This window comes from Streptomyces sp. NPDC079141 (assembly GCF_040686775.1).
In the GTDB taxonomy this organism is placed as follows: domain Bacteria; phylum Actinomycetota; class Actinomycetes; order Streptomycetales; family Streptomycetaceae; genus Streptomyces.
The window spans coordinates 111,019-137,158 of the sequence record NZ_JBFBLP010000004.1 but is presented as its reverse complement, the minus strand read 5'-3'; the positions used below and the strand labels follow the sequence as shown (position 1 = coordinate 137,158).

The following is a 26,140-nucleotide window of genomic DNA, read 5'->3' as shown; positions in this document are numbered from 1 at the left end:
CACGGTGTTACGGCGTCACCTTGAAGTTCCGCAGGATCGCCGACGTCAGGGCCGGCTCGCCCTCCGCCTTCACCCGGTCCGCCACCGCCTCCGGGGTCACCCGGCCGCAGGCCAGGCGGACGAAGGTCTCCCAGTCGAGGGTGAGGGTGGCGGCGGGGCCGAGAGCGGGGGCCGTCTCCACGGTGCCGCGGCCCTGGATGTCGACGCGGATCGTGCGCAGGAACTCCACCGGTCCGTGCACGTCGAGGACGATCGCCGAACTGCGCGGGGCGTTCGCCTTGTTCGCGATGATCTCCGGGAGGGCGGACAGCAGGACGTCCCGTGCCACGTGGGCGCCGGGCGAGTCGAGGTTGCCGGGGCGGCCGAGGGCGGCGCGCAGGTCCTGCTCGTGGACCCAGATGTCGAAGGCGTGGCCGCGCATGGCCTCTTCGAGGGTCTGCTCGGTGCCGAGCGGGCCGCGCACCTTCGTGCCCGGGTCCCGCGATTCGTTGCGCAGCTGGCGGTTGCGGCGGATGACCGTGTACTCCAGCTCGGACGTCATCTCCGGTGCCGTGTGATGGCGGCGGACGTCGACCTGCATCTCCATGTAGCGCTGGTGGTCGTTGGTGACGTGGAAGAGGTCGCGCGGGAGTGTGTGGATGGGGCGCGGGTCGCCGAGCATCTCGCAGTCCAGGCCGATGACATGGGACACCACGTCACGGACCGACCAGCCCGGGCAGGGCGTACGCCGGTTCCACTCGCCCTCCACAAGCGGCGTCACCAGTTCGGATATCGCTTCGATGGAGTGGGTCCAGGCGTCGGCGTAGGGCTGGAGGGTGGGATGCAGACTCACGGAACGGGACCCCTCGGCGGTCGGTACACGGGCAGGTGGTGGCGGCGTTGCCAGTGGGAGGTGGCGGCTGCACTCGGCGGGTGTCTTGGGACGCTAAGTTACGCTGCTGTGAGGCACCCCGGCAGTGCTTTCGTGTGACGATCGTAGGCCCGTGTTGACGGCTCGAATGCCAGGACGGTGGTAGTGTGCGCGCCTCTCTCCTCCAGATCACCGTAGACGAGGGCGAATCGGTCGAATCGCGCAGGGTGCGGGTCGCCTCGCTCGTCCGGGACCAGGCGGGGGTCGTCGACCTCGTCGTACTGCCCGAGCTGTGGACCACCGGTGCGTTCGCCTACGAGGAGTTCGGGCGGGAGGCCGAGCCGCTCGAAGGGCCCACGTACGAGGCGATGGCGAAGGCGGCGAGTGACGCGGGCGTGTGGCTGCACGCGGGGTCGATTCCGGAGCGGGACCCCGAAGGGCCGCTGTACAACACCTCCCTGGTCTTCTCTCCTTCCGGTGAGCTGGCCGCCGCCTACCGCAAGATCCACCGCTTCGGCTTCGACAAGGGCGAGGCCGTGCTGATGGGGGCGGGGCGGGAGCTGGTGACGGTCCGTCTGCCGGAGACGACGGTTGGTGTGGCTACCTGTTACGACCTCCGTTTCCCCGAACTCTTCCGTGGGCTTGTCGATGCCGGGGCCGAGACCCTGGTCATTCCGGCGGGGTGGCCGGAGCGGCGGCGGGCGCACTGGACGCTGCTGGCTCGGGCGCGGGCGGTGGAGAACCAGGCGTTCGTGCTTGCGTGTGGAACGGCCGGGGCGCATGCGGGAGTTCCGCAGGCCGGTCACTCGATCGTGGTGGATCCGTGGGGCGAGGTGCTGGCGGAGGCCGGTGCCGACGAGGAGGTCCTCACGGTGGAGTTCGATCCGGGGAGGGTCGCGGCTACGCGGGAGCAGTTCCCGGCGCTGAAGGACCGGGTGCTGGGGCTGGAGACTCCCCGGCGCTGACGGGGCGCCGCCCCTAGACCTCCCCCCGCTCCTTCTCCGCCAGGTGGATCACGCACACCGCCACCGCGATCAGCAGGGCCGGGTCCGCGTCCTCGTGTACGACGTCGACGCCGTAGGTGTCGCGGAGGTGCAGCCAGCGGCGGGAGATCACTGCCAGGAGTTCGCCGTCGTACTCGATGGCGAACTCGCGGTCGAGGATCTTGCCGCTGACGTCGAGTTCGGTGGTGCCGTCCGCCAGCTGCACCCGGTAGTGGTTGCGCAGCAGGGACAGCCGTTTGCGGCGGATCGTCGCCAGCGGGGCGTCGTCGCGCTCGACGACCATCGTGTCGCGCAGGGCGAACATCTTCTGCCGGATGTCGATCAGGACCCGCCCCTGACGGTCCTTCAGCTCGAAGGTGTCCCGCAGCCGCATCGCCTTGCCGTCGACGAGGAACACCTTCTCGCCCCGGTCGTCCTCGATCCAGTAGTCGTCACCGAGGCCGAGGAGCCGGTCGCGTACGAGGAATCTCATGACACCAGGGCTTCCCCGCCACCCGGTCCGAAACGCCGCCGGTAGGCCGACGGGCTGAGTCCGGTCTCGCGGCGCAGCCGTACCCGGAGGTTGGCGGCCGTCCCCAGCCCGCTCCTCGCCGCCACCACGTCCAGCCGTTCCTCGCCCCGCTCGATCAGCCGGCAGGCCAGCGCCACCCGTTCACCCGTCAGCCAGGCCAGCGGGGTCGTGCCGAGCTCGGCCCGGAACCGGCGGTGCAGGGTGGCCGGCGACACCGCGGCGCGCGCCGCGAGATCGGCCACCGTCAGCGGCTCGCCCAGTCGCTCCTGCGCCCACGCCAGCAGCGGCGCCAGCGACTCGTCGGGCACGTCCGGCACCGGCCGCTCCACGAACTGCCGCTGCCCGCCGTCCCGGTGCGCGGCGAACAGGAGCCGCCGGGACACCGCGTTGGCGATCTCGGCGCCGTGGTCCCGGCGGACGAGATACAGCCCCAGGTCGAGCGCGGCGGCGCTGCCCGCCGCGGTGAGGATCCGCCCCTCGTCCACGAAGAGCACATCGGGCTCCAGCAGCACCCGCGGATGCAGCTCGCGGAAGGCGTCGGCCCACATCCAGTGAGTGGTGGCCCGGCGGTCGTCGAGCAGCCCGGCCTCGGCGAGCGCGAAGCTGCCCGTGCAGAAGCTCAGGATGCGCGCCCCGCGCGCGTGGGTGCGGCGGATGGCGTCCAGGACGTCGGCGCCGCGCGGGACGACGTTGTCGGGCCGCCCCGGCACGACGAGGGTGTCGGCGCCGTCCACGGCCTCAAGGCCGGGCGTACCGGTCATCGAGAAGAACCCGTGGTTCATGCGCACCACGCGCGTGGGCGTGCACAGCGTCACCTCGTACAGCGGCCCGGACAGCCCCAGTTCGGGCCGGGGCAGCCCGAACAGCTCGGTGGCGACGCCGACCTCGAAGGGGTTGGTTCCCTCGTCGACGATCACGGCCACCCGATGCGGACGACGCTGAGAGGATCCTTGCGGCATATGCGATTCCTAGCACTCGTGCGCCGCCCCCGGCCACCCGCACGATGACGGCATGACCAAAGAACCCGTCTCCCTGCCCGCCGCGCTCGCCTCCTTCACCGAGCAGTGGAGCCCGCGCATCGCCACCACCGTCAACGACTACGACGTCCGCGTCACCCACGTCGAGGGCGAGCACCTCTGGCACGTCCACGACGACACCGACGAGTTCTTCCTGGTCCTCGACGGAGAGCTGCACATCTCCCTGCGGGAGCCGGCCGGCGAGCGCACGGTCGTCCTGCCGAGGCTGTCCGTCTTCACCGTCCCGCGCGGCATCGAGCACAAGCCGTACGCGCCCGTCCCCACCGACATCCTGCTGCTGGAGCCCACGGGCACCTCGACCGTGGGCGACCGGCACGAGGAGATCCCGGCCCACGTGGACGCCACCACCGGGCACGCGCTGGCCCGCCCGACGGACGGTCGGACGCCGTAGCCGTCGCTGTCAGCCCTCCAGGAACGCCACCAGCGCGTTCGCCAGCAGGAACGGGTCGTCGGCGCCGCACAGTTCGCGGACGCTGTGCATGGACAGGATGGCCACGCCGATGTCGACGGTCCGGATGCCGTGGCGGGCGGCGGTGATCGGGCCGATCGTCGTGCCGCACGGCATGGCGTTGTTGGAGACGAAGGACTGGAAGGGCACGCCCGCCTTCTCGCAGGCGGCGGCGAACACCGCCCGGCCCGAACCGTCGGTGGCGTAGCGGTTGTTGACGTTGACCTTGAGGATGGGCCCGCCGTTGACCCGCGGGTGGTGCGTCGGGTCGTGCCGCTCCGCGTAGTTGGGGTGGACGGCGTGGCCCGTGTCGGAGGACAGACAGACCGTGCCCGCGAAGGCACGGGCCCGGTCCTCGTACGAGCCTCCCCGCGCGAACACCGAACGCTCCAGCACGCTGCCCAGCAGCGGCCCGTCGGCGCCCGTGTCCGACTGCGAGCCGTTCTCCTCGTGGTCGAAGGCGGCCAGGACGGGGATGTACGACAGGGAGTCGCCGGAGGTCGCCACCGCGGTCAGCGCCGCCGTACCGGCGTGCACGGACAGCAGGTTGTCCATGCGGGGGCCGGCCAGCAGGTCGCGGTCGCGGCCGAGGTAGGCCGGCGGCTCCACGGAGTGGGTCATCAGGTCCCAGCCGGTGACCTCGCCCGCCGGGAGCCCGCTCTCCTCCTCCAGGAAGGCGATCAGATCGCCGTCGCGCACGTCGGAGCCGAGGCCCCAGACCGGCTGGAGGTGGCGCTGCTTGTCGAGCTTGAGGCCCTCCGTGGACACCGTGCGGTCCAGGTGGATGGCGAGCTGCGGCACCCGCAGCAGCGGCCGGTCGATGTTCACCAGCCGGGTGGAGCCGTCCCGCAGCGTCAGTCGGCCGGCCAGGCCCAGGTCACGGTCGAGCCAGGAGTTGAGCAGCGGGCCGCCGTAGATCTCCACAGCCACCTGGCGCCAGCCGTGCGCCCCGGTGTCGGGCAGCGGCTTGACCCGCAGATTGGGGGAGTCGGTGTGCGCGCCGACGATCCGGAACGGGGTGTGCGGTTCGGCACCCTCGGGCACGTACCAGGCCACGATCGCCCCACCGCGCAGCACGTACTTGCCGCCGCTCGTCCCGTCCCAGGCGTCCGTCTCGGCGACCTGCCGGAAACCGGCCTTCTCCAGCCGCTCGGCGGCACTCGACACCGCGTGGTACGGCGACGGGCCGGCCGCCAGGAAGGTCATGAGGTCGTCGGTGTGCCCGCGGTCGAAGCGGGAGGGTTGGCTCATGGGGTTCACCTTAACGACGTACCAGGGCCCGCTCTCCTGGAAGAGAGCGGGCCCTGGTGAGAAGGCTGTGGAGGACGCCCGCGACTAGAACGCCGCCTCGTCCAGCTCCATCAGGTCCAGGTCGACGCCCGCGGCGAGCTTGCGCGCGCCGGTGACGCCCGGCAGGACGTTGGCCGCGAAGAACTTCGCCGCCGCGATCTTGCCGGTGTAGAACGCCTTGTCCTTGGCGGAGGCCGTCTCCAGCTTCTCGGCGGCCACCGCGGCGCCCTTGAGCAGCAGGTAGCCGACGACGACGTCACCGGAGGCCATCAGCAGGCGGGTGGTGTTCAGGCCCACCTTGTAGATGTTCTTGACGTCCGACTCGGTGGCAGCGAGGTCGGTCAGCATCAGGCCGACGATGGCCTCCAGCTCGACGGCGGCCTTCGCCAGGTGCTCACGGGCGCCGGACAGCTCCTCGCCGCCCGTGCCGAGCGCCAGGAACTTCTTGATGTCCTCGGCGAGGCCGTTGAGGGCCGCACCCTGGTTGCGGACGATCTTCCGGAAGAAGAAGTCCTGGCCCTGGATCGCCGTGGTGCCCTCGTAGAGGGTGTCGATCTTGGCGTCCCGGATGTACTGCTCGATCGGGTACTCCTGCAGGAAGCCGGAGCCGCCGAAGGTCTGCAGCGACTGGGCGAGCTGCTCGTAGCCCTTCTCGGAGCCGTAGCCCTTGACGATCGGCAGGAGCAGGTCGTTGAGCGCGTGCTCGGCGGAGGTGTCCTCGCCCGCGGCCTCCTTCACCGCGATCGCGTCCTGGATCGAGGCGGTGTAGAGGACCAGGGCGCGCATGCCCTCCGCGTACGCCTTCTGCGTCATCAGCGAGCGGCGCACGTCCGGGTGGTGCGTGATGGTGACCTTGGGCGCGGTCTTGTCCATGAAGTTCGCCAGGTCCGGACCCTGGACGCGCTCCTTGGCGTACTCCAGCGCGTTCAGGTAGCCCGTGGACAGCGTGGAGATCGCCTTCGTGCCGACCATCATGCGGGCGAACTCGATGATGCGGAACATCTGGCGGATGCCGTCGTGCTTGTCGCCGATCAGCCAGCCCTTGGCCGGGTGCTGGTCGCCGAAGGTCATCTCGCAGGTGTTGGAGGCCTTCAGGCCCATCTTGTGCTCGACGTTGGTGGCGTAGGCGCCGTTGCGCTCGCCCAGCTCGCCGGTCTCGAAGTCGAAGAGGTACTTCGGGACCATGAAGAGGGACAGGCCCTTGGTGCCGGGGCCGTGGCCCTCGGGGCGGGCGAGGACGTAGTGGAGGATGTTCTCCTCCATGTCGTGCTCACCGGAGGTGATGAAGCGCTTGACGCCCTCGATGTGCCAGGAGCCGTCCTCCTGCTGGACCGCCTTGGTGCGGCCGGCACCGACGTCGGAGCCCGCGTCGGGCTCGGTGAGCACCATGGTGGAGCCCCAGGTCCGCTCCACGGCGATCTGGGCGATCTTCTTCTGGACGTCGTTGCCCTCGTCGTAGAGGATCCCGGCGAACGCCGGGCCGGAGGAGTACATCCACACGGCCGGGTTCGAGCCGAGGATCAGCTCCGCGTACGACCAGATCAGCGACGGCGGGGCCGTCGTGCCGCCGATCGGCTCGGGCAGGCCCAGGCGCCAGTACTCGGAGTCCATGAAGGCCTTGTAGCTCTTCTTGAAGGACGCCGGGACCGGCGCGGTGTTCGTCTCGGGGTCGAAGACCGGCGGGTTGCGGTCGGCATCCGCGAAGGACTCCGCCAGGTCGTTCTCGGCGAGGCGGGTCATCTCCTCAAGGATGCTTTTCGCGGTCTCGACGTCCATCTCCTCGAACGGACCCGTGCCGTACAGCTTGTCGCGTCCGAGTACTTCGAAGAGATTGAACTCGATGTCGCGGAGATTCGACTTGTAGTGCCCCATGGCGACGGCTCCGTAGAGAGACGGGCGAGGCACTGGATCCTCGCGCTAGTTCACGTACCAACAAGTAGCTACGATGATGCTACCCGTCGGTAATAAGCCGCAACCCCGTTCCGGTCATCTGTGACGGGTCACACCGGACGTCATAGTCGTCACGGAAAATGTCGTCCGCCCCGATCGAGAGCCGCCGGAGGCCGGTCACACTCCCGCTGTAGCGGCGGTACCCGCCCCCCGCGCCGCCCCCGCTCGGTACGCTTGCGCCCATGTACGGCTACGAGCAGAACGTCGGCGCTCAAGCGGGCTACGCCCCGCCGCAGCAGCCCATGTCCGGCGGCTACGGCCAGCAGCCGCCGCTGTACCCCGAGCCGTCCCCGCCCTCGCTCGCGGACGCGGTGCGGGCCTTCACCACCGGGCAGATGTCCGCGGAGGACTTCCAGCAGGTCTTCGCGACCTCGAAGGTCTACTGCCCGCGCGGCGACAACCCCGGCTTCCTCGCCCTGCACAACACCCAGCAGCCGGTGATCCCCATGTTCACCTCGCTCAAGGAGCTGCGCCGGTACGCGGGCAAGGAGTCCAAGTACTTCGTGATCACCGGCGCCGAGGTGATCGACCTCCTGCCGACCGGCTACGGCTTCGTCCTCGACATGGAGGGCGAGCACCGCATGGTCTTCGACGCGAAGGCGGTCGAGGAGATGGTCGACTTCGCGATGCGCCGGATGTACGGCTAGGACCTGCCGCAACGGGGGCCGGAATATCCCTCCCCTGTTGTCACAGCCATGCCATAGAGTGCCCCCTGGCAGCCGCGCCCCGCACGCCACCGCTCTCCCGCGGTCCGCGTCCGGGTGCCGCGCGGCGCTCTCGACTCCCCGGCATGCCGGGTTCTTCTGTGGGGGTACATCACTGTGCGCATGCGCAGCACTGCGGTCGCGACGTCGCTCGCGGTCCTGTTCAGCTCGGCGGCACTGACCGTCGTGACGGCCGGTACGGCCTCGGCCGCGTCGGCCGTGGTCACCCAGCCCGTGGGTCTGGTCGCGGACGGCGCCCTGCAGCGCGTCTTCGTGGCGGACCAGGACAACGGACGGATCCTGGCCACCGACTACAGCGGCACCCTGGTCGACGTGAACGTCGGCTTCGGCCGCCCCAGCGACCTCGCGCTCTCGGACGACGGTCTCACCCTGTACGCGGTGCTGCCGACGACCCACGAGATCGTGGCTGTCGACGCGGCCACCCTGGAGGTCGTGACCCGCTACGACCTCGGCGCCGGCGTCGACCCGCGCGAGGCCGCCTTCGCGGGCGGGCGGCTGTGGTTCTCCTACCGGGTCACCGGGGACGACGGCTTCTTCCACGGCAACCTGGGCGTCCTCGACCCCGCCGCCACCGACGCGGCCACCGCGGTGACCCTCGGACAGCTCCCGGAGAGCGTCGCCCCGTACTACAACGCGGGCGTTCTCGACGCGGACCCGTCCTCGCCCGGTCTGCTCGCCTTCCACGACAGCGGCGACAGCGCGGGCGCGATCAACCTCCTCGACGTCTCCGGTGCCACCCCGCAGGTGGTCGCCAAGACGGACAGCGACCGCTGGACGATGGACATCGACCTCATGCCCGGCACCCCCCAGGTGCTGTGGAACGGCTACCGGAAGCTGAACTACGCCGACGGCGCCTTCACCGAGGTCGCGGGCCTCAACGAGACCGGCTGGCACGGCGACGTCTCGCCGGGCGGTCTGATCGCCCAGGCCTACGACCGCCACGTCAACATCTACAAGGCGGGCTCGGCCACGCCGGTGCGCCGCTTCGACGCCGGGACCTCCAGCATGGGCGCGGTGGCCTGGGCCCCCGACTCCTCCCGGGTGTTCGCCCTGGCCGGCAACTCGGACAACACGTACACCCTGAAGGCGTTCACGGGCCCGGCGCTCAGCGTGCCGACCCTCACGGTCAACGCGCCCTCGACCGCGACCCGCGCCAAGCCGCTCACCGTCACCGGCAAGCTCACCGCGAACGTGCCGTTCGCCGCGGGTACGACGCTCGCGGTCACCCGCACCGACATGGAGAGCCCGGACGGCAAGGCGCTGCCCGCCGTCACGGTCAAGGCGGACGGCACCTACTCCTTCAGCAACACCCCGCCGGCCGGCGGCAAGGTGAAGTACACGGTGCGCTTCGCGGGCGACGCGGAGCACACGGCGCGCTCCGCCTCCGACACCGTCGATGTCTCCCGCGCCTCCACCTCGCTCAGCCTGAACAACAACGGCAAGCTGTACAGCTACGGCGCCGACGTCAAGTTCACCGCGCACCTCGGTACGACGTACAAGAACCGCTCGGTGGAGATCTGGGCCAACCCGTACGGCGGGGACAAGCCCAACAAGCTGATCAAGAGCGGGACGGTCAACTCCGACGGCAACATCTCCGCCTGGGTGGACATGACCCGGGACACCACCGTCACGGCCGTCTTCAAGGGCGACTCCCGCTACAAGCCGAAGACCGTGAAGGTCACGGCGTACGCCAAGGTGAAGGTCTCCACCGCCGTCTCCAAGCACTACAAGACGGCCAAGATCGGCACGAAGACGTACTACTGGTTCCACAAGAGCACCGACCCGCTGCTCACCACGACGATGACCTACTACCCGGGCCGTCAGCAGCGCTTCGACCTCCAGGTCTACTACGAGGGCTCGTGGTACGCGCTGGACTCGCAGTACTTCCCGCTCGGTACGAACGGGAAGTCGGCCGTGAGCCTCGGGGCGCCCGGTGAGTCGGGTGTCCGGGCGCGGATGCGCTCGGTGTACGTCAACGGCTCGTCCGGCGACAGCGTGAACTCGACGACGTACGGGTCCTGGAAGTACCTGTACTTCAGCAACTGACACCGCTGAGTCGGTGAGAAGCCCGGAGGGAATGCCCTCCGGGCTTTCTCTGTTGGGGGTGGCAGAAAGTTCAATGCTCAACTAAAGTGGACGCACAAGGAGGTACCGACATGCCTGCAGTGACCGTCGAGAACCCGCTGACGCTGCCGCGCGTTGCCGCGCCCGCAGCTGCCGTGGCCCGTCCCGTGCTCACCGTCACGACCGCGCCGAGCGGTTTCGAGGGCGAGGGCTTCCCGGTGCGCCGTGCGTTCGCCGGGATCAACTACCGCCATCTGGACCCGTTCATCATGATGGACCAGATGGGCGAGGTGGAGTACGCGCCGGGCGAGCCCAAGGGCACCCCCTGGCACCCGCACCGCGGCTTCGAGACCGTCACCTACATCATCGACGGCGTCTTCGACCACCAGGACTCCAACGGCGGTGGCGGCACCATCACCAACGGCGACACCCAGTGGATGACGGCCGGCTCGGGCCTGCTGCACATCGAGGCGCCGCCGGAGTCCCTCGTCATGTCCGGCGGTCTCTTCCACGGCCTCCAGCTGTGGGTGAACCTCCCGGCCAAGGACAAGATGATGGCCCCGCGCTACCAGGACATCCGTGGCGGCAACGTCCAGCTGCTCACCACCCCCGACGGCGGCGCCCTGCTGCGCGTCATCGCCGGTGAGCTGGACGGCCACCAGGGACCGGGCATCACGCACACCCCGATCACGATGATCCACGCGACCGTCGCCCCGGGCGCGGAGATCACCCTGCCGTGGCGCGAGGACTTCAACGGCCTCGCGTACGTGATGGCCGGGCGCGGCTCGGTCGGTGCGGAGCGGCGTCCGATCCACCTCGGGCAGACGGCCGTCTTCGGCGCCGGAGGTTCGCTGACCGTCCGCGCGGACGAGCAGCAGGACTCCCACACGCCGGACCTGGAGGTCGTCCTCCTCGGCGGACAGCCGATCCGTGAGCCGATGGCCCACTACGGCCCGTTCGTGATGAACACCAAGGACGAGCTCATGCAGGCCTTCGAGGACTTCCAGAAGGGCCGGCTCGGCACCGTCCCCGCCGTCCACGGGATGACCGGGAGCGGGCCGCAGGCCTAGCCGACCAGCAGCGCGCCGGGACCGACCGGCGCGCATACTGGAGAAGAGTCCTGTTCCGGGACCCTCACGTGGGTTTTCACGTGGGAGGCCGACATGACGACACCGACGACAGCTCCTCCGGCGCACGCCGGGGAGACCCCCCGCAGAACGCTCTGGCCCGGCGTCGCCGGGATCGCGTCGGGCGTGCTCATGCTCGTCGGGCTGCTGGTGACCTACTCCGACAGCCCGGACACCGAAGGCAAGGACGCACTGCGCGACACGCTCGCCTTCTACAGCGACGACGACAACCTCGACGTCACCGAGGGCATGGCCGTGATGCTGCTGGTGGCGATCCTGCTCTTCCTGTGGTTCCTCGGCGCGCTCGCCCGGCTCGCCGGGAACCGCTCGCACCTCGTGCTCGCGGGCGGAGCCGTCTACGCGGCCCTGCTCATGGTCGGCACACTCGCCGGCGCCATCTACGCCATCACCGCCAACAACTCCGATGTGTTCCTCGTGGGCCCGGAGACGGCCATGGTGGCGATCCTGCTGCTGGACATGGCCTACGCCGGTTTCGTTGCCGCCATGGTCGCGGCGGCGGTGCTGCTGTTCACCGTGTGGCGGGTGGCCGTGACGACCCGGGCCGTGCCGGCGTGGCTGGGCTGGTGCGCGTTCGTCGTCGGGGTGCTGTGCCTTGCGGGGCCGATCACCGCCTGGGTGACCGTACTGCTCATGGCCGTGTGGATCGTGCTGGCGGGAGTGCTGCTGGTGGTGCGGGCACCCGGCGAGTCCTGAGCGGCGGCTGACACCCCGTCACCCGGCTGGCTCCCCCGAGGGGTCGGGACGGGCCGGGCGTGGTCGGCTGGGAGGGTGCCGGACTCCAGACCCCTCCCGCTGCCCGACCCCGTGCGACGGCTCGCCGCCTGGTGCGCGGTGACGCTGCTGGTCGCCGGGGTCGTCTACGTCGGGATCAGGCTGTGCGTGGAGTTCCGGACCGCCGTCGTGCCGGTGCTGCTCGCGCTGCTCGGCACCGCGCTGCTCGGGCCCTTCCACCGGCGGCTCGTCAAGGCCCGGGTCAACCGGTCCGTGGCCGCCGCGCTGACCTGCGTCGCCGTGGTCGCCGTGGTCGGTGGTGCGGTGTACATCGTGGTGGCCGCGCTCATCGACACCGGGGACCAGATCGTCGCCTCGCTCAAGGACGCGGCGCAGGACGTCGCCGACCACTTCGGCGCCGCGGGAACCTCGCTGGACGACATCGCCTCCAACGCCAAGGAACTGCTGACCAAGTTCGGCGGGACCGCGGCCTCGGGCGTCATCAGCGGGGTCAGCGTCGTGGGCGAGACCATCGCCATGGCCGTACTCGCCCTGCTGCTCGTCTTCTTCTTCCTGCGGGACTCCCACCGGGTCGCCGGCACCCTGCGCTCGATGGCGCCCCGCGGGACCGCCGACACCGTGGAGGCGATCGCGCGGCGGGCCTTCGAGGCCGTCGAGGGGTTCATGCGGGGCACGACGTTCATCGCGTTCATCGACGGGCTGTGCATCACCGTGGGCCTGCTGGTCCTGGACGTGCCCGGGGCCGTGGGCCTCGGCGCCCTCGTCTTCGTCACCGCCTACATCCCCTACCTCGGCGCCTTCATCTCCGGGGCCGTCGCGGTGCTGGTGGCGCTCGCCGACCGCGGGTTCGTGATCGCGCTGTGGGCGCTGGGGGTCGTGCTCGCCGTGCAGCTGCTGGAGGGGCATGTGCTCCAGCCGATGATCCAGAGCCGCACCGTTCAGATGCACCCCGCGGTGGTCATGCTCACCATCACCGCGGGCGCCTCCGTGGCCGGCGTCCTCGGCATGCTCCTGGCGGTGCCGCTGACGGCGGCGGCCTTCGGGGTGATCAGCGAACTGCGCACCCACTACGGCGCGCCCGAGGCGCCCTGATCCCTGCCGTCCGCGGCCGTCGTCCCGTCCGGTTGATCCTTGTCGTCCGCGGCCGCGGTCTCGTCCAGCTCGAACCAGATGCTCTTGCCCTCGCCCCGCGGATCCACCCCCCACGCGTCCGCGAGCAGTTCGATCAGCATCAGGCCGCGGCCGGAGGAGGCCAGTTCGCCGGGGCGGCGCTTGTGGGGGAGGTCGTCGCTGGTGTCCGTGACCTCCACGCGCATCCGGCGCACGCCCGGTTCGCCGTGCACCTCGGCGAGCAGTAGGGCGTCGGCGTCGGTGTGGACCAGGACGTTCGTCAGCGTCTCGGAGAGCAGGAGGACGGCGGAGTCGACCTGGTCGGGGGAGGACCAGTCGTGCAGCAGCTCGCGCAGCTGCTGCCGGCCCACCGCGATCCGCTCGGGCTCGGCCTGTGCGACCGTGAGCATGGTGCGGCGGACCGTCGGCCGTACGACGACCGTCTCCCCGCAGCCGCAGCCCTCCCCCTCCCGGCACAGCAGCAGCACCGCTATGTCGTCCTCGCGCCGGTCGGCCAGCGGGCCGGTGGTGTGGTGCGAGGAGGGGCCGTGCACGGCCTGGACCAGGGCGTCGGCGAGCTGCTCCAGATCGCCGTCGTGCCCCTCCAGGATCGAGCGGATCCGCTTCCAGCCGGTCTCCAGGTCATGGCCGCCGGTCTCGATCAGCCCGTCGGTGCACAGCAGCATCGTCTCGCCGGGTTCCAGGGTGATCCTGGTCGTCGGATAGTCCGCGTCCGGGTCGATGCCGAGCGGCAGCCCGCCCGCCGTGGGCCGGGTCAGCACCGTGCCGTCCGCCATGCGGATCGCCGGGTCGGGATGGCCGGCGCGGGCGATGTCGAGGGTCGCCGCCGCGGGGTCGACCTCGACATACAGACAGGTCGCGAAGCGCAGGTCGAGGGAGTCCGGGCCGTCGTCCGTCATCCCGTGCAGAAAGCGGGAGGCGCGGGAGAGGACCGCGTCGGGGCGGTGCCCCTCGGAGGCGTAGGCGCGCAGCGCGATGCGCAGCTGGCCCATCAGCCCGGCCGCCCGTACGTCATGGCCCTGGACGTCACCGATGACCAGCGCGAACCGGCCGCTCGGCAGCGGGATCATGTCGTACCAGTCGCCGCCGACCTGGAGCCCGCCGCCGGTGGGCACATAGCGCGCGGCCACGGTCATGCCCGGTATCCCCTGCGGGCCGAGCGTGGGCATCATCGAGCGCTGGAGGCCGTCCGTGAGCTCCCGCTGGGTCTCGGCGGCCCCGGCCCTCGACAGCGCCTGCGCCAGCATGCGGGCCACCGTCGTCAGCACGGACCGCTCGTCCGGTGTGAAGGCGACCGGGTAGGTGAAGGCCGCCATCCAGGCGCCCATCGTGCGGCCGGCCACCGTCAGCGGCAGGAACGCCCAGGACCGGCGGTTGAAGTGCGCCGCGAGCGGCCAGGTGAGCGGATAGCGGGACCGGTACTGCTCGGGGGTGGAGAGATAGACCGCCCGGCCGCTGCGCACCACCTCGGCGGCCGGATAGTCGGTCTGCAGGGACATGTGCGTGAAGGGGCCCTCGTCGCCGGGCTGCTGCCCGTGGTGGCCGATGATCGTCAGCCGGTCGCCCGATACGCCGAAGACGGCGAGCCCGTCCGGTGAGAACCCCGGCATCGACAGCCCGGCCGCGACCCGCAGCACCTCCGCCGTGGACCGAGCCTCGGCCAGCGCCCGGCCCGCGTCCAGCAGGAACGCCTCCCGCGAGCGCCGCCAGTCCCCGGTGACGGCCCGCCGCCCGGCCGGGGTGCCCGGCGTCGGCTCGGTGACCTCCTGAAGGGTGCCGATCACCTCGTAGGCCCGCTTCTCGGGGTCGAAGCCCGGCTTGAAACGGGCGCGGGTGATCCGGACCGCCCCGCCCTGCCCGTCCATGATCCGCACCCGCACCTCGCCGAGGGTGCCCTCGGCGACGGCGAGCTGGATCACGCCGGCGATCTCGTTCCAGTCGACGGGGTGGAGGCGGGCGCGTACCTGGGACTCCCGGAGGGTGGCCCGTTCCCCGGGCAGCCCGAGCAGCCTGGCCGCCTCGGCGTCCACCGTGACCAGGCCGGTGGCGGTGGACCAGTGCCATTGGCCGGTCGCCAGGGCGGCGAGTACCTCCCCCACGGCGGGCAGGGGCTCCCCAGTGCGCATTGACCCACTCTAAGAACAGGAGATCGAAGCCTGCCACCGAAGCGGCCGGTAAATGGTGGGGGGTCGATCTTCGCGTGCCCGGTACGCTGGGGGTGTTTCACGTGAAACACGACCCCGATCCGCGAAGACTGGATGAACGACGATGCATCGGTACAGGTCCCACACCTGCGGCGAGCTCCGCGCCTCTGACGTCGGCACCGACGTCCGGCTCAGTGGCTGGCTGCACAATCGGCGCGACCTGGGCGGCATCCTCTTCATCGATCTGCGCGACCACTACGGCATCACGCAGCTCGTCGCCCGCCCCGGCACCGCCGCCTACGAGGCCCTGGACAAGCTCTCCAAGGAGTCCACGGTCCGTATCGACGGCAAGGTCGTCTCGCGTGGCACCGAGAACGTGAACCCCGACCTGCCCACCGGCGAGATCGAGGTCGAGGTCGGCGAGGTCGAGCTGCTCGGCGCCGCCGCCCCGCTCCCCTTCACGATCAACGCCGAGGACGGGGTCAACGAGGAGCGGCGCCTTGAGTACCGCTTCCTGGACCTGCGCCGCGAGCGCATGCACAAGAACATCCTGCTGCGTACGTCGGTCATCTCGGCGATCCGTCACAAGATGACGGCGCTGGGCTTCAACGAGATGGCGACGCCGATCCTGTCCGCGACCTCCCCCGAGGGCGCCCGTGACTTCGTCGTCCCCTCCCGTCTGAACCCGGGCAAGTTCTACGCCCTCCCCCAGGCGCCGCAGCAGTTCAAGCAGCTGCTGATGATCTCCGGCTTCGACCGCTACTTCCAGATCGCGCCCTGCTTCCGCGACGAGGACGCCCGTGCCGACCGCTCGCCGGGCGAGTTCTACCAGCTCGACGTCGAGATGAGCTTCGTCGAGCAGGAGGACGTCTTCCAGCCGATCGAGAAGCTCATGACGGAGCTGTTCGAGGAGTTCGGCAACGGCCGTCACGTCACCTCTCCCTTCCCGCGGATCCCGTTCCGCGAGGCGATGCTGAAGTACGGCTCCGACAAGCCGGACCTGCGGGCCCAGCTGGAGCTCGTCGACATCACCGATGTCTTCGAGGGCTCGGAGTTCAAGGCGTTCGCGGGCAAGCACGTGCGTGCGCTGGCGGTGCCGGATGTCGCGGGTCAGCCCCGTAAGTTCTTCGACCAGCTGGGCGACTACGCGGTCTCGCAGGGCGCGAAGGGTCTGGCCTGGGTGCGCGTGGCCGAGGACGGTTCGCTGTCCGGCCCGATCGCGAAGTTCCTCACCGAGGAGAACGTCGCGGAGCTCACCAAGCGCCTGTCCCTGTCGGCCGGTCACGCCGTGTTCTTCGGCGCGGGCGAGTTCGACGAGGTCTCGAAGATCATGGGCGCGGTGCGGGTGGAAGCCGCCAAGCGCGCCGGGCACTTCGAGGAGGGCGTCTTCCGTTTCTGCTGGATCGTCGACTTCCCGATGTACGAGAAGGACGAGGACACCGGCAAGATCGACTTCTCGCACAACCCGTTCTCCATGCCGCAGGGCGGCCTTGAGGCCCTGGAGACCCAGGACCCGCTGGACATCCTGGGCTGGCAGTACGACATCGTCTGCAACGGCGTCGAGCTGTCCTCCGGCGCGATCCGGAACCACGAGCCGGAGATCATGCTCAAGGCCTTCGAGATCGCGGGCTACGACCGCGAGACCGTCGAGGAGCAGTTCGCCGGCATGCTGCGCGCGTTCCGCTTCGGCGCCCCGCCGCACGGCGGCATCGCCCCCGGCGTCGACCGCATCGTGATGCTGCTCGCCGACGAGCCGAACATCCGCGAGACGATCGCCTTCCCGCTCAACGGCAACGCCCAGGACCTGATGATGGGCGCGCCGACGGAGCTGGACGAGACGCGTCTGAAGGAGCTGCACCTGTCGGTGCGCAAGCCGCAGCCGAAGTAGTCGATCGAGCGACTGAGCGAAGGGCCCGGAACCGTGATCGGTTCCGGGCCCTTTCAGCTTTCACAGCTACCCACAGCGCACGCCCACGCGCCTTACAGCGCTCTTACCTAGCGTTGCGCGACATGACGGGAAACCACACGGCCCAAGAGCCGAAGCACAAAAAGGATCTGACGCGTCGCAAGGTCGTCGTCGCCGGCGCCGGCGCGGTCGCCGCGGTGGGCGTGGGCGGCACGCTCGCGGCGGGCGCGTTCGCGGACGACACGAGCAGTGGCAGCGGTACGGACACCACGTCCGAGACCTGCTACAAGCTCACCTCGGAGACCACCGAAGGTCCGTACTACATCGACGCGGACAAGCTCCGCCAGGACATCACCGAGGACAAGGAGGGCATCCCGCTCACCCTGAACCTCAAGGTGATCGACAACGAGACCTGCAAGCCGATCGCGAACGCAGCCGTGGACATCTGGCACTGCGACGCGCTGGGTATTTACTCGGGGTACGAGAGCATGTCGAGCGGCGGTGGCGGCGGTGGCGGCACACCCCCGACGGACGCGCCTTCGGGTGAACCGACGGGCGAGCCCCCGTCCGGCGCACCGTCCGGCGGCACCGGTGGCGGGGTCCACGAGGAGCCCACCGACGACGAGCGCTATCTGCGCGGCACCTGGAAGACCGACAAGCACGGCCGCGTCACCTTCCGGACGATCTTCCCGGGCTGGTACCAGGGCCGCTGCGTCCACATCCACACCAAGGTGCACGTGGACGGCGAGTGGACCGACGCCGGCTACGAGGGCGGCCACGCCTGCCACACCGGCCAGTTCTTCTTCGACGAGGAGACCGTGCTGGCTTCCGCCGAGGTGGAGCCGTACTCCACGTCGACGACGGAGCGCACGACGCTCGAAGAGGACACGATCTACGACCAGAGCGGCACGACGGGCGGCCTGCTCAAGCTGAAGTACAAGAAGAACGGCATCGCCAAGGGCGTCGTCGGCTCGATCACGATGGGCGTGGACCCGGACGCGACGAACGACGGCACGTCGATGTGAGGACGCATGTCAGGCATGTGAGGGTGATGACCTAGCGCTGGTCGTCGCCCTCGCTTGGGTAGAGCGGCAGGCCATCGGTCGAAATGGTCCAGTCGCCGATGGTGACGTCCTCGCCGTAGACGAAGTCCTTGCGGGTGGCGTAGCGGGGGCCGTCGGGGGTGGGGTGGATGTCGGTGAGGACGGCACCGGTGGCGGTGCGAGGGTCGAAGATCGCGTAGACGGGGACGCCGATCAGGGGGTAGTCGCGCACTTTGGTCACCCAGTCGTTGTCGGGGTTGGACCGGGAGACGACCTCAATGGCGGCAATGAGGGTGCGCGGGTCGAACGAGCCCGGCACATCCATGTCCACCCAGGCGATCACCATCAGGTCGGGACGGCGCATGATGCCCTCGGACTCGTCCTCGACATCGGGCTCGCCCGTGTGGGCCAGGAGTTCTTCCGGAATCACCTTTTCGAGACGTTTCCGGAGGTGCGCGGTGGTCAGCTCGTGCGGGCCGACGGGCGCCATCATGTCGTGAACGATGCCTTCCTTGGTGACTTCGAATTTGCCGGGAACCGTGTCATCCGTGGACTGCACGAGATCCCGCATAGCCCGGTACCGGTGGGAGGCGCCCTGCTGCGCGTCGTCCGGGGCGATGGTCATGGCGCTCGCTCCTCGTCGTCTGTGCCCAGGGGCAAGGATCGTCGCTTTCATGCTAGGCGGACTCCGGGAGGTCTGATCGGCAGTCGCGGCAGCGGCCAGGTTCTGGGGCGCGGAAGGCGTGGTCGCAGCCGTCGCAGTTCTGAAGCGGGTGCAGGACGGTGGTGGGTGGGCGGAACGGCGGTGGGGGTGGCAGCTGGGCGGCCAAGCGGTGCGCGAGGAAGGCCGCCGGGCGGATAAGGGGTTTCGTTGGCAGGTTCTCGGTCAGGGCGTGGCGTACGGCGGTGGGGCTGACGTCGCGTTCCATCCAGGCGACGACCCCTGGGGCGAGGTGTTCGGCGTCCGTGGTGGAGAGGAGCAGGCGGTGGTCGTGGCGGCGGAGGCCGACGAGGACGTCGACGGCTGCCTGGAGGAGGGCGGGGGAGGTGGATGAGGGCTGCGGTACGGCGGGGAGGCGCTTCTTGCGGGGAGGCGGCTTGTCCGTGACCGTGCGTCGGGCGGGCCTGTCGGCGGCCTCGGCAGGCCGGTGCCCGGGCTTGTTGCAGGAGACCGTGCGGGTGACGATCCGGCCGGTGGCGGTGCGCTCGCGGGTGCGGCTGAGGTAGCCGTGGGCTTCGAGTTCGCGCAGGGCGGCCGCGATACGGGTGGGGCCCTCGGGGAAGCGGTCGGCGAGGGTCTTGATGTCGACGGCGGTGCCCTGCCGTACCGACTGGATGTAGCACGCCAGCCCGATGGCCAGCAGCGACAGCTCCTCGTGCTGGACGAGGTGGTTGCCGATCACCGTGAAGCTCTCGGTGTGGCGGACGTTGTCGTGGACGACGCCGGAGTGCGGCTGGCCGTGGGGGTGGTTTTTCCCCGGGATGCGGGACTGGGCGGGCAGGGGCGCGCTAGGGTTTTGGGTGTCCATCGGGAAGCCTTATCTTCCTCGGTGGTCAGGCCCCCGCCACTGGGATCGCTACTCCCGGCGGGGGCCGTCGCATGTCTGCGGTTGTCTGGGGTGTTCGCGCTGAGCGTAGGGCAGGCAACCGGTCCTGAATCCAGCTGAGTTGGGCATATTCACCCGCGGGAGTGAGTTTGCGCGGCGGGAGGGAGGGGTGGGGCTTGGTGGGGTGGTTTCTTCCCAGTGGGTGGTTCTTAGGGAGCGCAGGCCGGACCGGGGGGCGGGGCGTCGGGCTTCGGTGATCCGTCCGTTGTCTCCACCGCGGGGCGGCAGTTGAAGCTGCGGAGGAAGGACGCTTCCTCAACTGCACGTGATCCTCGCCCGGTTGTCAGCGGGCGTGGGGAGTTTCGGGTAGTTCCCGGATGTGCTGTACGCCGGACGCGATGACCCACAGCACGCTCAGTGCGGCGCCCGCTGTGCCGATCCACAGGGTGGGGCGCAGGCCGAGGGCGGTGCCCAGCGTGCCGGCCAGTACCGCGCCGATCGGGCGTACGCCGAAGTTGGCGGTCTGCACCACGCCCATTACGCGGGAGCGCAGCGTTTCCGGGATGACGGCGATCAGGTAGCTGTTGGCGGAGATGTCCAGGACCGAGCCCCCGCTGCCGGCGCCGAGCTGCGCGGCAAGCAGCGCTGCGATCACCAGTGGCTCCGGGCCCTCGGCCAGCGGTACCAGCATCACGGGCAGGCTGAACCACAGGAAGCCGGTGACGACGGTCGGGCCGATGCCGATCCTGCGCACCACGCGCGGCGCGGCGTACGCGCCGGCCAGCCCGCCGAGCCCCGCCGCGGCGATCACCACCCCCAACGCCCCGGCCGTCAGCCCCAGTTCGGTGGCTCCGTACAGCACGTACAGGGTCAGCAGGAAGGTGTGGCACAGGCTCAGCATGGAGACCCCGGCCAGTAGCAGGCCCGGGGCGCGGTGTGCCCTCACCCAGCGCAGTCCGGCCGACAGCCCGCCCCCGTCACGCGGTGCGGGGGGTGCCTCCTGCGTTCTGATGCGTCCCAGGCACACCGCCGACACCAGGTAGGTCGCGGCGTCCACCAGCAGTGCAAACGGCGCCGACAGCGCCTGAACTAGCGCTCCGCCCGTACTCGGCCCGGCGACCGATGCCGCTGATGTGCTGCCGGAGAGCAGCGCGTTGGCGTCCACGTATCTCTCCGGGGCGACCACGGATGCGTACACGTGGTGCTTGCAGACCCGGAACAGCACGGTGAGCACCCCGACGACGAACTCCGTCACATACAGGTGGGTCATCGTCAGCGCGTCCAGCGCGTACGCCAGCGGTACGGAGGCAACCGCGGCGAACCGGCCGACATCCGCGACGATCATCGCGCCGCGCCGGTTCGTGCGCCGGTCCGCCCACGCCCCGCCGGGTATCGACAGCAGCAGCGAGGGCAGCAGTGCCACTGCCGTGAGCCAGCCCATCTCGGTCGCGCCCGCGTCCAGCAGCAGCACGGCGGCCAGCGGTATGGCCAGGATGTTGATCTCGTCGCCGACCAGCGAAACGCTCTGCGCGCTCCAGTACAACCGGAAGCCCCGGCGCCGCAGCAGCCCTGCCCGGGGCGGCGCGTCGATGCTCACTTTGCTCATCGGGCGCCCGTGCCGGGCAGGGCGTAGATCTCCTTGTACATCGGCAGCACGATGCCGAGCTGCACGGCGCACTCGTCCCTTTCCCGCAGCTCCACCGTGATCGGCGGGCGCTCCATCCGTTTCCCCCGTCTGTCTGCCGGTTTGATCCGAGTCCGGCGTCGCCTAGCGCCTGTTCGGACCAACAGGGGCGGTCCTGCGGGAACGTTCCCCGATGCTGACGCCGCCCTTGATGCTGATGCCGGTCTGGAATGTGGCGGGGCGGCGGGTGCTCTTGCGGCTGCCGATGCCGGGGGTGCTTTTGCGGCGAGTGCCGACGCCGGGGCCGCTGGCCTTCATGGTGGCGGGGCGTTGGAGAGGCCGACGGTTTCCTGCGCCTGGGCCGCTCTTTGCGGTGGTGGGGCGGTGGATGGGCCTGCGGGTGCCGATGCCGCCGCCGTTCTTCAGCGTGGTGGGACGGCGCATGGGCTTGCGGCCGCTGACGCCAGGGTTGCCCTTCAAAGAGGCGGGCTGGCGGAGGCGCCTACGCGTACCGGCGCCGGGAGTGTGCTTTGTGGTGGCGGGGCGGCGGATGCTCTTGCGGCTACCGACGCCAGGGCCGACCTTCAGAGAGGCGGGCTGGCTGACGGGCCTGCGGGAACCGACGCCAGGGCTGCCCTTCGCGGTGGCGGTGTAGTGGACCGTCCTGCGGGTGCCGGTGGTCGGGCTCCCGGCCTTCAACGTGGCGGGATGACGCACTGGCTTGCGGCCGCCGACGCTAGGGCCGCCCGCCTTCAACGTGGCGGCAAGGCGGACGGTCCTGCGGGTGCCGATGCTCGGGCCGCTGCCCTCCCCGGTGGCGGGCTGGTGGACAGGCCTACGCGTGCCGACATTGGGGCCGGTCTTCATCGTGGTGGGCCGACGCACGGGCTTGGTGCTGCCGATGCCACCGCCGCCTGTCTTCAATGAGGCGGGAAGGCGGACGGTCCTGCGGCTGCCGATGCCCGGGCCGCTGCCCTTCGCGGTGGCGGGGGTGGTGGTGGCGGTGGACCTGCGGCTACCGGCGCCCGGGCTGCCCTTCGCGGTCGCCGGGTAGCGGACCGTCCTGCGGGTACCGACGCTAGGGCCCCCGGCCTTCACTGTGGCGGGACGGTGCGCAGGCTTACGGCCGCTGACGCCCGGGGTGCCCTTCGCGGTCGCGGGGTACCGGACCGCCCTGCGGGTACCGACGCTGGGGCCGCTGACCTTGGCGGTGGCAGGGGTGGCGACAGACCAGCGGGAATCGACGCCAGGCCCGCCCTTTGCGGTGGCAGGCTGGTGGACAGGCCTACGCGTGCCGACGCTGGGGCCGTGCTTCAACGTGGTGGGACGACGCACGGGCTTGCGGCCGCCGACGCTAGGGCCGCCCCCCTTCAACGAGGCGGGCTGGCGGACCGTCCTGCGGGTGCCCATGCCGGGGCCGCTGCCCTTCGCAGCGGCTGGGTAGCGGACCGTCCTGCGGGTGCCGATGCCAGAGCGGCCGCCCTTCGCAGTGGCGGGGTAGCGGACCGCCCTGCGGGTACCGACGCCGACGCCGACCTTCAAGGTGGCGGGGCCAAGAGCCGGTATGCCCAGGGCAGGGGCAGGGGCAGGGGCTGGGGCCTCGGGAACCACCTCTGGGTCCATGAGTGTGAGCATGCGTGCGGTCCTTTCGGGGTCGAAATGGGTTCCGGCACTGATGCGAACGTAGGCAGCGGCAGGTTGGTCGGGCTGCCTCTTCCCGGGGCGGATCGGACGACGAGATGCCTCGGGCGGTCTCATCGTCCGTTGCTGGCAAGCCTGCGGAAACCTGGAAAGTTATAGGGCGCCCGGGGTCACAACGGACCCCGGGCGCCTCGATCGGTGAACCGGCTGTCTAGGACAGGGACTTGTAGCCGCCCCAGCCTGTCGCGATCTTCGTCCGCGAGCCGAACGACCCCTTCCCGTCACCGCTGTTGCGGTACAGGTTGCCGTTCGTGTCGCGGGAGATGAGGTCCGGTCTGCCGTCGTCGGTGATGTCGCCGACGCCCACGACCGCGTTGTACGAGCTGCCCCAGTCGGTGAACAGCTTTGTGCGGGAGGTGAAGGTGCCGTCGCCCTTGCCGTTGTAGCGGTAGAGGGTGTTGGACTTGTCCTGGGCGAGCAGGTCGGGCTTGCCGTCGCCGGTGATGTCGCCGACGCCCACGATCTTCTTGTACGTCTTCCAGTTGTCGTAGAGCTTCACGCGGGCGGAGAGCTTGCCCGTGCTGGTGCCCTTGTAGAGGTAGACCGCGCCGGTGGAGGCGTTGCGGGCCAGGAGGTCCGGGCGGCTGTCGCCGGTCAGGTCGCCGGGCGAGGTCAGCACGTCGTACTGGGTCCAGCCGCTGGTGGCCAGCGTGGTGTACGACGTCGACGGCTTCAGCGTCGCGTTGCAGGCCGGCTTGTACAGGCGCAGGGCGCCGCTGCTGTAGCGGACCAGGACGTCGTTGCAGCGGTCGCCGTTCAGGTCGCCGAAGGGGATCGCCTTGACGGTCGTCGGCCAGCCGGTGCCGGTCTTCTTGTCGCCGAACTTGCCCGTGCCCGTGCCGGCGTGCCAGGTCAGGCCGCCGGAGGAGTTGAGCGTGAGCAGGTCGCCCCGGCCGTCGGGGCCGTCGGGGCTGACGAAGTCGTGCCGGACCGCGGATCCTCGCTCCAGGTAGCTCTTGCCGGTGGCCACCGTGTTCGCCGTGGAGGTGCCGAGGCCGGTCGCCTTCAGGGTCCAGGTGAACGCGCCGGTGGGGAAGTAGGTCCCGCTCGCCGTCTTGCCGCTCCAGGTCGCCGACACCCGGTCCGCGGTGGTGCCGCCGGTGATCGTGCGGGTCTCCTTGCCGTTCGCGCCGCTCTGCACGGAGGTGAAGGTCAGCGACCAGGAGGTCACCGGGCGGGACAGCAGCCAGCTGCCCTCGAAGGGCACGCCCGGGGCCGCGTAGTCGTTGGCCGACGTCTCGAAGGACGTCACCGCGGACGGGGTGATGCCCGTGGTGGTGACGTGCGTGCGCTCGTAGTCGTCGAACCACGCGACCAGACCCGTGTACTCGTCGACCGTCCAGCGGTAACGGCGGTCCGTCGTCAGATCGTTGGCGGCCAGGCCCGAGGCGATCACCCGCGTGGTGCCGGTGGCCGCCTCGGTGAGGACCAGCTTGCGGGTGGTGTGGTCGTGGCGGACCGTGAAGCCGTCGCCGAGGAGGACGTCACCGGGGGCGACCGCCGTCGACGTACCGGCCTTCGTGTCGTACACGCCCGCCGATGCCGTGCCGCAGGCCCAGTACACCCAGCGGCCCGCCGCCTGGAGCTCGCTCGGCACGCAGGCCAGGCCCGGGACGGTCACCGTGGTGAGCGTCTTGGCCAGCGGGATGCTGTACGAGGTGAGCTTGCCGGCGGTGGTGGTGGCGCTCCACAGGGTGGGGCCGTTCAGGGCGGCGGCGCGGACGGACCGCTTCAGCTGCTGGCCCTGGCCGAACTCGCCGACGTACTGCGCCGGGGTCGTGCCGCCGGAGTTGTAGACGGCGTAGTCGTCGGAGACGTCGACGATGCTGCCGCCCGCGGTGCCGAAGTCCAGGTCGCTGCCCGCGATGGAGTTGACCCGGTCGGCTTTCTCCAGACCACTGCCGCCTTCGTCACCGTCGTAGAACGTGTTGAGGTACACGTCGTCGGGCTCGGTGCCGGTGTTGCCCCACAGCGGTATGCAGGTGCTGCCCTCGTACGGGCAGACCGCGGTGGAGGAGAGCTGGGCGCTGTCCACGGCGTCGGACGCGGTCAGTTCGGTGGAGTTGTTGGTGGTGAGGCTGCGCAGGGTCGTGTAGCGGCCGTTGTCGACGACGCGCAGGCTGCCGCGGCTGAGCGCGATGCCGCGCTTGGCCGTCTCCACCGCCGGCGACTGGTACACCTTCTCCAGCTTGAGCGTGCCGTCCTCGGCCTGGCTCACCCGGTGCACCCACCAGTCGGTGGCGCCGGTGCCGCCGGTGACCAGCGCGCCACCGTCACCGGACTCCAGTGTGTACTTCTCGGCGCTCGCCAGCAGGGTCTGCTGCTGCGAGGGGTCGTTGACGTTGACCGCGAGGAGCTTGGAGCCGAGGGCGCTGGAGGACAGCGGCAGCAGCAGCCAGTCGCCGACCAGGACCGGGTCGCCGTCCAGCTCAGCGGGCGCGGGCAGCGTGACCACCTGCTCGGCGGCGGTGAGGTCCGTACGGGACTTCAGGTGCAGTTCGCCACCGTCGTACCAGCCGATGCGGTCCGCGCTCATCACGTACTTCGGGCTGGTGCTGGTGTCCGTGAAGACCGTGGTGTTCACGGCCGACTCGATGTCGATGTAGTTGAGCTCGCCGTAGGTGCTGTCAGACCAGAAGACACCGGAGGGGTCCGCCGCGAGGACGTTTCCGGTCTGCACGCTCGCCTCGTCACCGGTCACCCTGCGGGTACGCCACTCGCCGTCGACCTCGTCGATCAGGGAGTAGGTGGTGACGATCGTTTTCCCGGCCAGGGCCCGGTAGTACCCGTGGCCGCTGTTCCAGCCCACCGTCCTGGAGGTGGCCGTCGCCGGGTCCCACAAGGTGGCGTACTGGTCGGACGTGGTGGTCGGCAGAGCGACGAGGTCGCTGTCCGAGCCGTACCAGCCGTTGTAGCAGTCCCAGCCGAGTGACTTGCAGTTCGCGATCGGGGTGTAGACACCGTTCGCGTTCTCGACCGTCACCGTCTCGCCGGTGGCGTAGTCGGTCCACAGCAGTCCGGTGCGGCCGGTCTGCCAGTGCAGGAAACCGGTGTCGCCGTCGACGTACGGGCGATCCGTGCGCGGAGTCGTAGAGCTCGGGTCCGTCAGTGTGATCGCGGTGGTGGTGGCCTCGGCCGCCTCGGCCGAGCCACCACCCTCCGACACCACAACCACGGACGCGGCCGCGACGGCGACCGCGAGCGAGGAGACGGCAGCGGCCAGACCGCCCCGTCTCAGGGCGTGTCTGCCCACGTGAGAATCCCTCCCCTGCGAGGGCCCTCGCC

General features: G+C 70.2%; 20 protein-coding genes. 10 read left to right on the top strand and 10 right to left on the bottom strand.

Going from position 1 to position 26,140, the window contains the following annotated elements; all coding sequences use genetic code 11:
- Nucleotides 1-7: 7 nt before the first annotated feature.
- Entirely contained in the window at nt 8-832 is an 825-nt protein-coding gene (locus AB0Q90_RS14715) for a maleylpyruvate isomerase family mycothiol-dependent enzyme (protein ID WP_363162717.1), read from the bottom strand.
- Between the two features lie 185 nt (nt 833-1,017).
- On the opposite strand from AB0Q90_RS14715, the gene AB0Q90_RS14710 reads away from it, so the two are divergent.
- Nucleotides 1,018-1,815 (top strand): carbon-nitrogen family hydrolase, encoded by a 798-nt coding sequence (locus AB0Q90_RS14710; protein ID WP_363162716.1) that lies wholly within the window; start codon nt 1,018-1,020, stop codon nt 1,813-1,815.
- Nucleotides 1,816-1,828: 13 nt separating this feature from the next.
- On the opposite strand, the gene AB0Q90_RS14705 is transcribed toward AB0Q90_RS14710, so the two are convergent.
- Both AB0Q90_RS14705 and AB0Q90_RS14700 read right to left on the bottom strand, forming a co-directional pair.
- A complete protein-coding gene (locus tag AB0Q90_RS14705; RefSeq protein ID WP_363162715.1) occupies nt 1,829-2,326 on the bottom strand; it encodes an LURP-one-related family protein in 498 nt (165 codons plus the stop codon).
- Nucleotides 2,323-3,324: a helix-turn-helix domain-containing protein gene (locus AB0Q90_RS14700; RefSeq protein WP_363162714.1), complete on the bottom strand. Its 1,002-nt coding sequence runs from the start codon at nt 3,322-3,324 to the stop codon at nt 2,323-2,325. The genes AB0Q90_RS14705 and AB0Q90_RS14700 overlap by 4 nt, the downstream gene beginning before the upstream one ends.
- Before the next feature lie 52 nt (nt 3,325-3,376).
- Between AB0Q90_RS14700 and AB0Q90_RS14695 the strand changes: the two genes are divergently transcribed.
- A complete protein-coding gene (locus tag AB0Q90_RS14695) occupies nt 3,377-3,793 on the top strand; it encodes a cupin domain-containing protein (RefSeq protein WP_363162713.1) in 417 nt (138 codons plus the stop codon).
- A 9-nt stretch (nt 3,794-3,802) separates the two neighbouring features.
- On the opposite strand, the gene AB0Q90_RS14690 is transcribed toward AB0Q90_RS14695, so the two are convergent.
- Both AB0Q90_RS14690 and AB0Q90_RS14685 read right to left on the bottom strand, forming a co-directional pair.
- Nucleotides 3,803-5,101, bottom strand: a complete 1,299-nt coding sequence (locus AB0Q90_RS14690) for a M18 family aminopeptidase (RefSeq protein WP_363162712.1) — start codon at nt 5,099-5,101, stop codon at nt 3,803-3,805.
- 84 nt (nt 5,102-5,185) lie between these two features.
- Entirely contained in the window at nt 5,186-7,012 is a 1,827-nt protein-coding gene (locus tag AB0Q90_RS14685; RefSeq protein WP_363162711.1) for an acyl-CoA dehydrogenase, read from the bottom strand.
- 260 nt (nt 7,013-7,272) lie between these two features.
- Here AB0Q90_RS14685 and AB0Q90_RS14680 point away from each other — a divergent pair, with 260 nt between their 5' ends.
- The 5 genes from AB0Q90_RS14680 (at nt 7,273) to AB0Q90_RS14660 (ending at nt 12,851) form a co-directional block, all read left to right on the top strand.
- A complete protein-coding gene (locus AB0Q90_RS14680) occupies nt 7,273-7,737 on the top strand; it encodes an SseB family protein (RefSeq protein WP_363162710.1) in 465 nt (154 codons plus the stop codon).
- A 180-nt stretch (nt 7,738-7,917) separates the two neighbouring features.
- A complete protein-coding gene (locus AB0Q90_RS14675) occupies nt 7,918-9,861 on the top strand; it encodes an Ig-like domain repeat protein (RefSeq protein WP_363162709.1) in 1,944 nt (647 codons plus the stop codon).
- A 110-nt stretch (nt 9,862-9,971) separates the two neighbouring features.
- Nucleotides 9,972-10,949, top strand: a complete 978-nt coding sequence (locus AB0Q90_RS14670) for a pirin family protein (protein WP_363162708.1) — start codon at nt 9,972-9,974, stop codon at nt 10,947-10,949.
- Nucleotides 10,950-11,042: 93 nt separating this feature from the next.
- Nucleotides 11,043-11,720 carry a hypothetical protein gene (locus AB0Q90_RS14665; protein WP_363162707.1) on the top strand — a complete coding sequence of 226 codons (678 nt, stop codon included), beginning with the start codon at nt 11,043-11,045 and terminating at the stop codon, nt 11,718-11,720.
- A gap of 75 nt (nt 11,721-11,795) precedes the next feature.
- Nucleotides 11,796-12,851, top strand: a complete 1,056-nt coding sequence (locus AB0Q90_RS14660) for an AI-2E family transporter (protein ID WP_363162706.1) — start codon at nt 11,796-11,798, stop codon at nt 12,849-12,851.
- Here the strand turns inward: AB0Q90_RS14660 and AB0Q90_RS14655 are convergent.
- Nucleotides 12,827-15,016 carry a SpoIIE family protein phosphatase gene (locus tag AB0Q90_RS14655; RefSeq protein ID WP_363162705.1) on the bottom strand — a complete coding sequence of 730 codons (2,190 nt, stop codon included), beginning with the start codon at nt 15,014-15,016 and terminating at the stop codon, nt 12,827-12,829. The genes AB0Q90_RS14660 and AB0Q90_RS14655 overlap by 25 nt on opposite strands.
- A 142-nt stretch (nt 15,017-15,158) precedes the next feature.
- Between AB0Q90_RS14655 and aspS the strand changes: the two genes are divergently transcribed.
- Entirely contained in the window at nt 15,159-16,922 is a 1,764-nt protein-coding gene (aspS, locus tag AB0Q90_RS14650) for an aspartate--tRNA ligase (RefSeq protein WP_363162704.1), read from the top strand.
- A 122-nt stretch (nt 16,923-17,044) separates the two neighbouring features.
- Nucleotides 17,045-17,965 (top strand): intradiol ring-cleavage dioxygenase, encoded by a 921-nt coding sequence (locus tag AB0Q90_RS14645; protein WP_363162703.1) that lies wholly within the window; start codon nt 17,045-17,047, stop codon nt 17,963-17,965.
- A 31-nt stretch (nt 17,966-17,996) separates the two neighbouring features.
- On the opposite strand, the gene AB0Q90_RS14640 is transcribed toward AB0Q90_RS14645, so the two are convergent.
- The 3 genes from AB0Q90_RS14640 to AB0Q90_RS14630 all read right to left on the bottom strand — a co-directional run bounded on the left by AB0Q90_RS14640 (nt 17,997) and on the right by AB0Q90_RS14630 (nt 21,136).
- Nucleotides 17,997-18,608, bottom strand: a complete 612-nt coding sequence (locus AB0Q90_RS14640) for a Uma2 family endonuclease (RefSeq protein ID WP_363162702.1) — start codon at nt 18,606-18,608, stop codon at nt 17,997-17,999.
- A gap of 52 nt (nt 18,609-18,660) precedes the next feature.
- Nucleotides 18,661-19,512 (bottom strand): helix-turn-helix domain-containing protein, encoded by an 852-nt coding sequence (locus tag AB0Q90_RS14635; RefSeq protein WP_363162701.1) that lies wholly within the window; start codon nt 19,510-19,512, stop codon nt 18,661-18,663.
- A gap of 361 nt (nt 19,513-19,873) precedes the next feature.
- Nucleotides 19,874-21,136: an MFS transporter gene (locus AB0Q90_RS14630; RefSeq protein WP_363162700.1), complete on the bottom strand. Its 1,263-nt coding sequence runs from the start codon at nt 21,134-21,136 to the stop codon at nt 19,874-19,876.
- A gap of 919 nt (nt 21,137-22,055) precedes the next feature.
- On the opposite strand from AB0Q90_RS14630, the gene AB0Q90_RS14625 reads away from it, so the two are divergent.
- Nucleotides 22,056-22,208, top strand: a complete 153-nt coding sequence (locus tag AB0Q90_RS14625; RefSeq protein WP_363162699.1) for a hypothetical protein — start codon at nt 22,056-22,058, stop codon at nt 22,206-22,208.
- Nucleotides 22,209-23,006: 798 nt separating this feature from the next.
- On the opposite strand, the gene AB0Q90_RS14620 is transcribed toward AB0Q90_RS14625, so the two are convergent.
- Nucleotides 23,007-26,108 carry a VCBS repeat-containing protein gene (locus AB0Q90_RS14620; protein WP_363162698.1) on the bottom strand — a complete coding sequence of 1,034 codons (3,102 nt, stop codon included), beginning with the start codon at nt 26,106-26,108 and terminating at the stop codon, nt 23,007-23,009.
- Nucleotides 26,109-26,140: the final 32 nt, after the last annotated feature.

What these genes read in the sequence shown, in the direction of transcription:
- AB0Q90_RS14705 (WP_363162715.1), bottom strand. Translation starts at nt 2,326, where the DNA reads ATGAGATTCCTCGTACGCGACCGGCTCCTCGGCCTCGGTGACGACTAC.
- AB0Q90_RS14700 (WP_363162714.1), bottom strand. Translation starts at nt 3,324, where the DNA reads ATGCCGCAAGGATCCTCTCAGCGTCGTCCGCATCGGGTGGCCGTGATC.
- AB0Q90_RS14695 (WP_363162713.1), top strand. Translation starts at nt 3,377, where the DNA reads ATGACCAAAGAACCCGTCTCCCTGCCCGCCGCGCTCGCCTCCTTCACC.
- AB0Q90_RS14690 (WP_363162712.1), bottom strand. Translation starts at nt 5,101, where the DNA reads ATGAGCCAACCCTCCCGCTTCGACCGCGGGCACACCGACGACCTCATG.
- AB0Q90_RS14685 (WP_363162711.1), bottom strand. Translation starts at nt 7,012, where the DNA reads ATGGGGCACTACAAGTCGAATCTCCGCGACATCGAGTTCAATCTCTTC.
- AB0Q90_RS14680 (WP_363162710.1), top strand. Translation starts at nt 7,273, where the DNA reads ATGTACGGCTACGAGCAGAACGTCGGCGCTCAAGCGGGCTACGCCCCG.
- AB0Q90_RS14675 (WP_363162709.1), top strand. Translation starts at nt 7,918, where the DNA reads ATGCGCAGCACTGCGGTCGCGACGTCGCTCGCGGTCCTGTTCAGCTCG.
- AB0Q90_RS14670 (WP_363162708.1), top strand. Translation starts at nt 9,972, where the DNA reads ATGCCTGCAGTGACCGTCGAGAACCCGCTGACGCTGCCGCGCGTTGCC.
- AB0Q90_RS14665 (WP_363162707.1), top strand. Translation starts at nt 11,043, where the DNA reads ATGACGACACCGACGACAGCTCCTCCGGCGCACGCCGGGGAGACCCCC.
- AB0Q90_RS14655 (WP_363162705.1), bottom strand. Translation starts at nt 15,016, where the DNA reads ATGCGCACTGGGGAGCCCCTGCCCGCCGTGGGGGAGGTACTCGCCGCC.
- aspS (WP_363162704.1), top strand. Translation starts at nt 15,159, where the DNA reads ATGCATCGGTACAGGTCCCACACCTGCGGCGAGCTCCGCGCCTCTGAC.
- AB0Q90_RS14645 (WP_363162703.1), top strand. Translation starts at nt 17,045, where the DNA reads ATGACGGGAAACCACACGGCCCAAGAGCCGAAGCACAAAAAGGATCTG.
- AB0Q90_RS14640 (WP_363162702.1), bottom strand. Translation starts at nt 18,608, where the DNA reads ATGACCATCGCCCCGGACGACGCGCAGCAGGGCGCCTCCCACCGGTAC.
- AB0Q90_RS14635 (WP_363162701.1), bottom strand. Translation starts at nt 19,512, where the DNA reads ATGGACACCCAAAACCCTAGCGCGCCCCTGCCCGCCCAGTCCCGCATC.
- AB0Q90_RS14630 (WP_363162700.1), bottom strand. Translation starts at nt 21,136, where the DNA reads ATGAGCAAAGTGAGCATCGACGCGCCGCCCCGGGCAGGGCTGCTGCGG.
- AB0Q90_RS14625 (WP_363162699.1), top strand. Translation starts at nt 22,056, where the DNA reads ATGCCACCGCCGCCTGTCTTCAATGAGGCGGGAAGGCGGACGGTCCTG.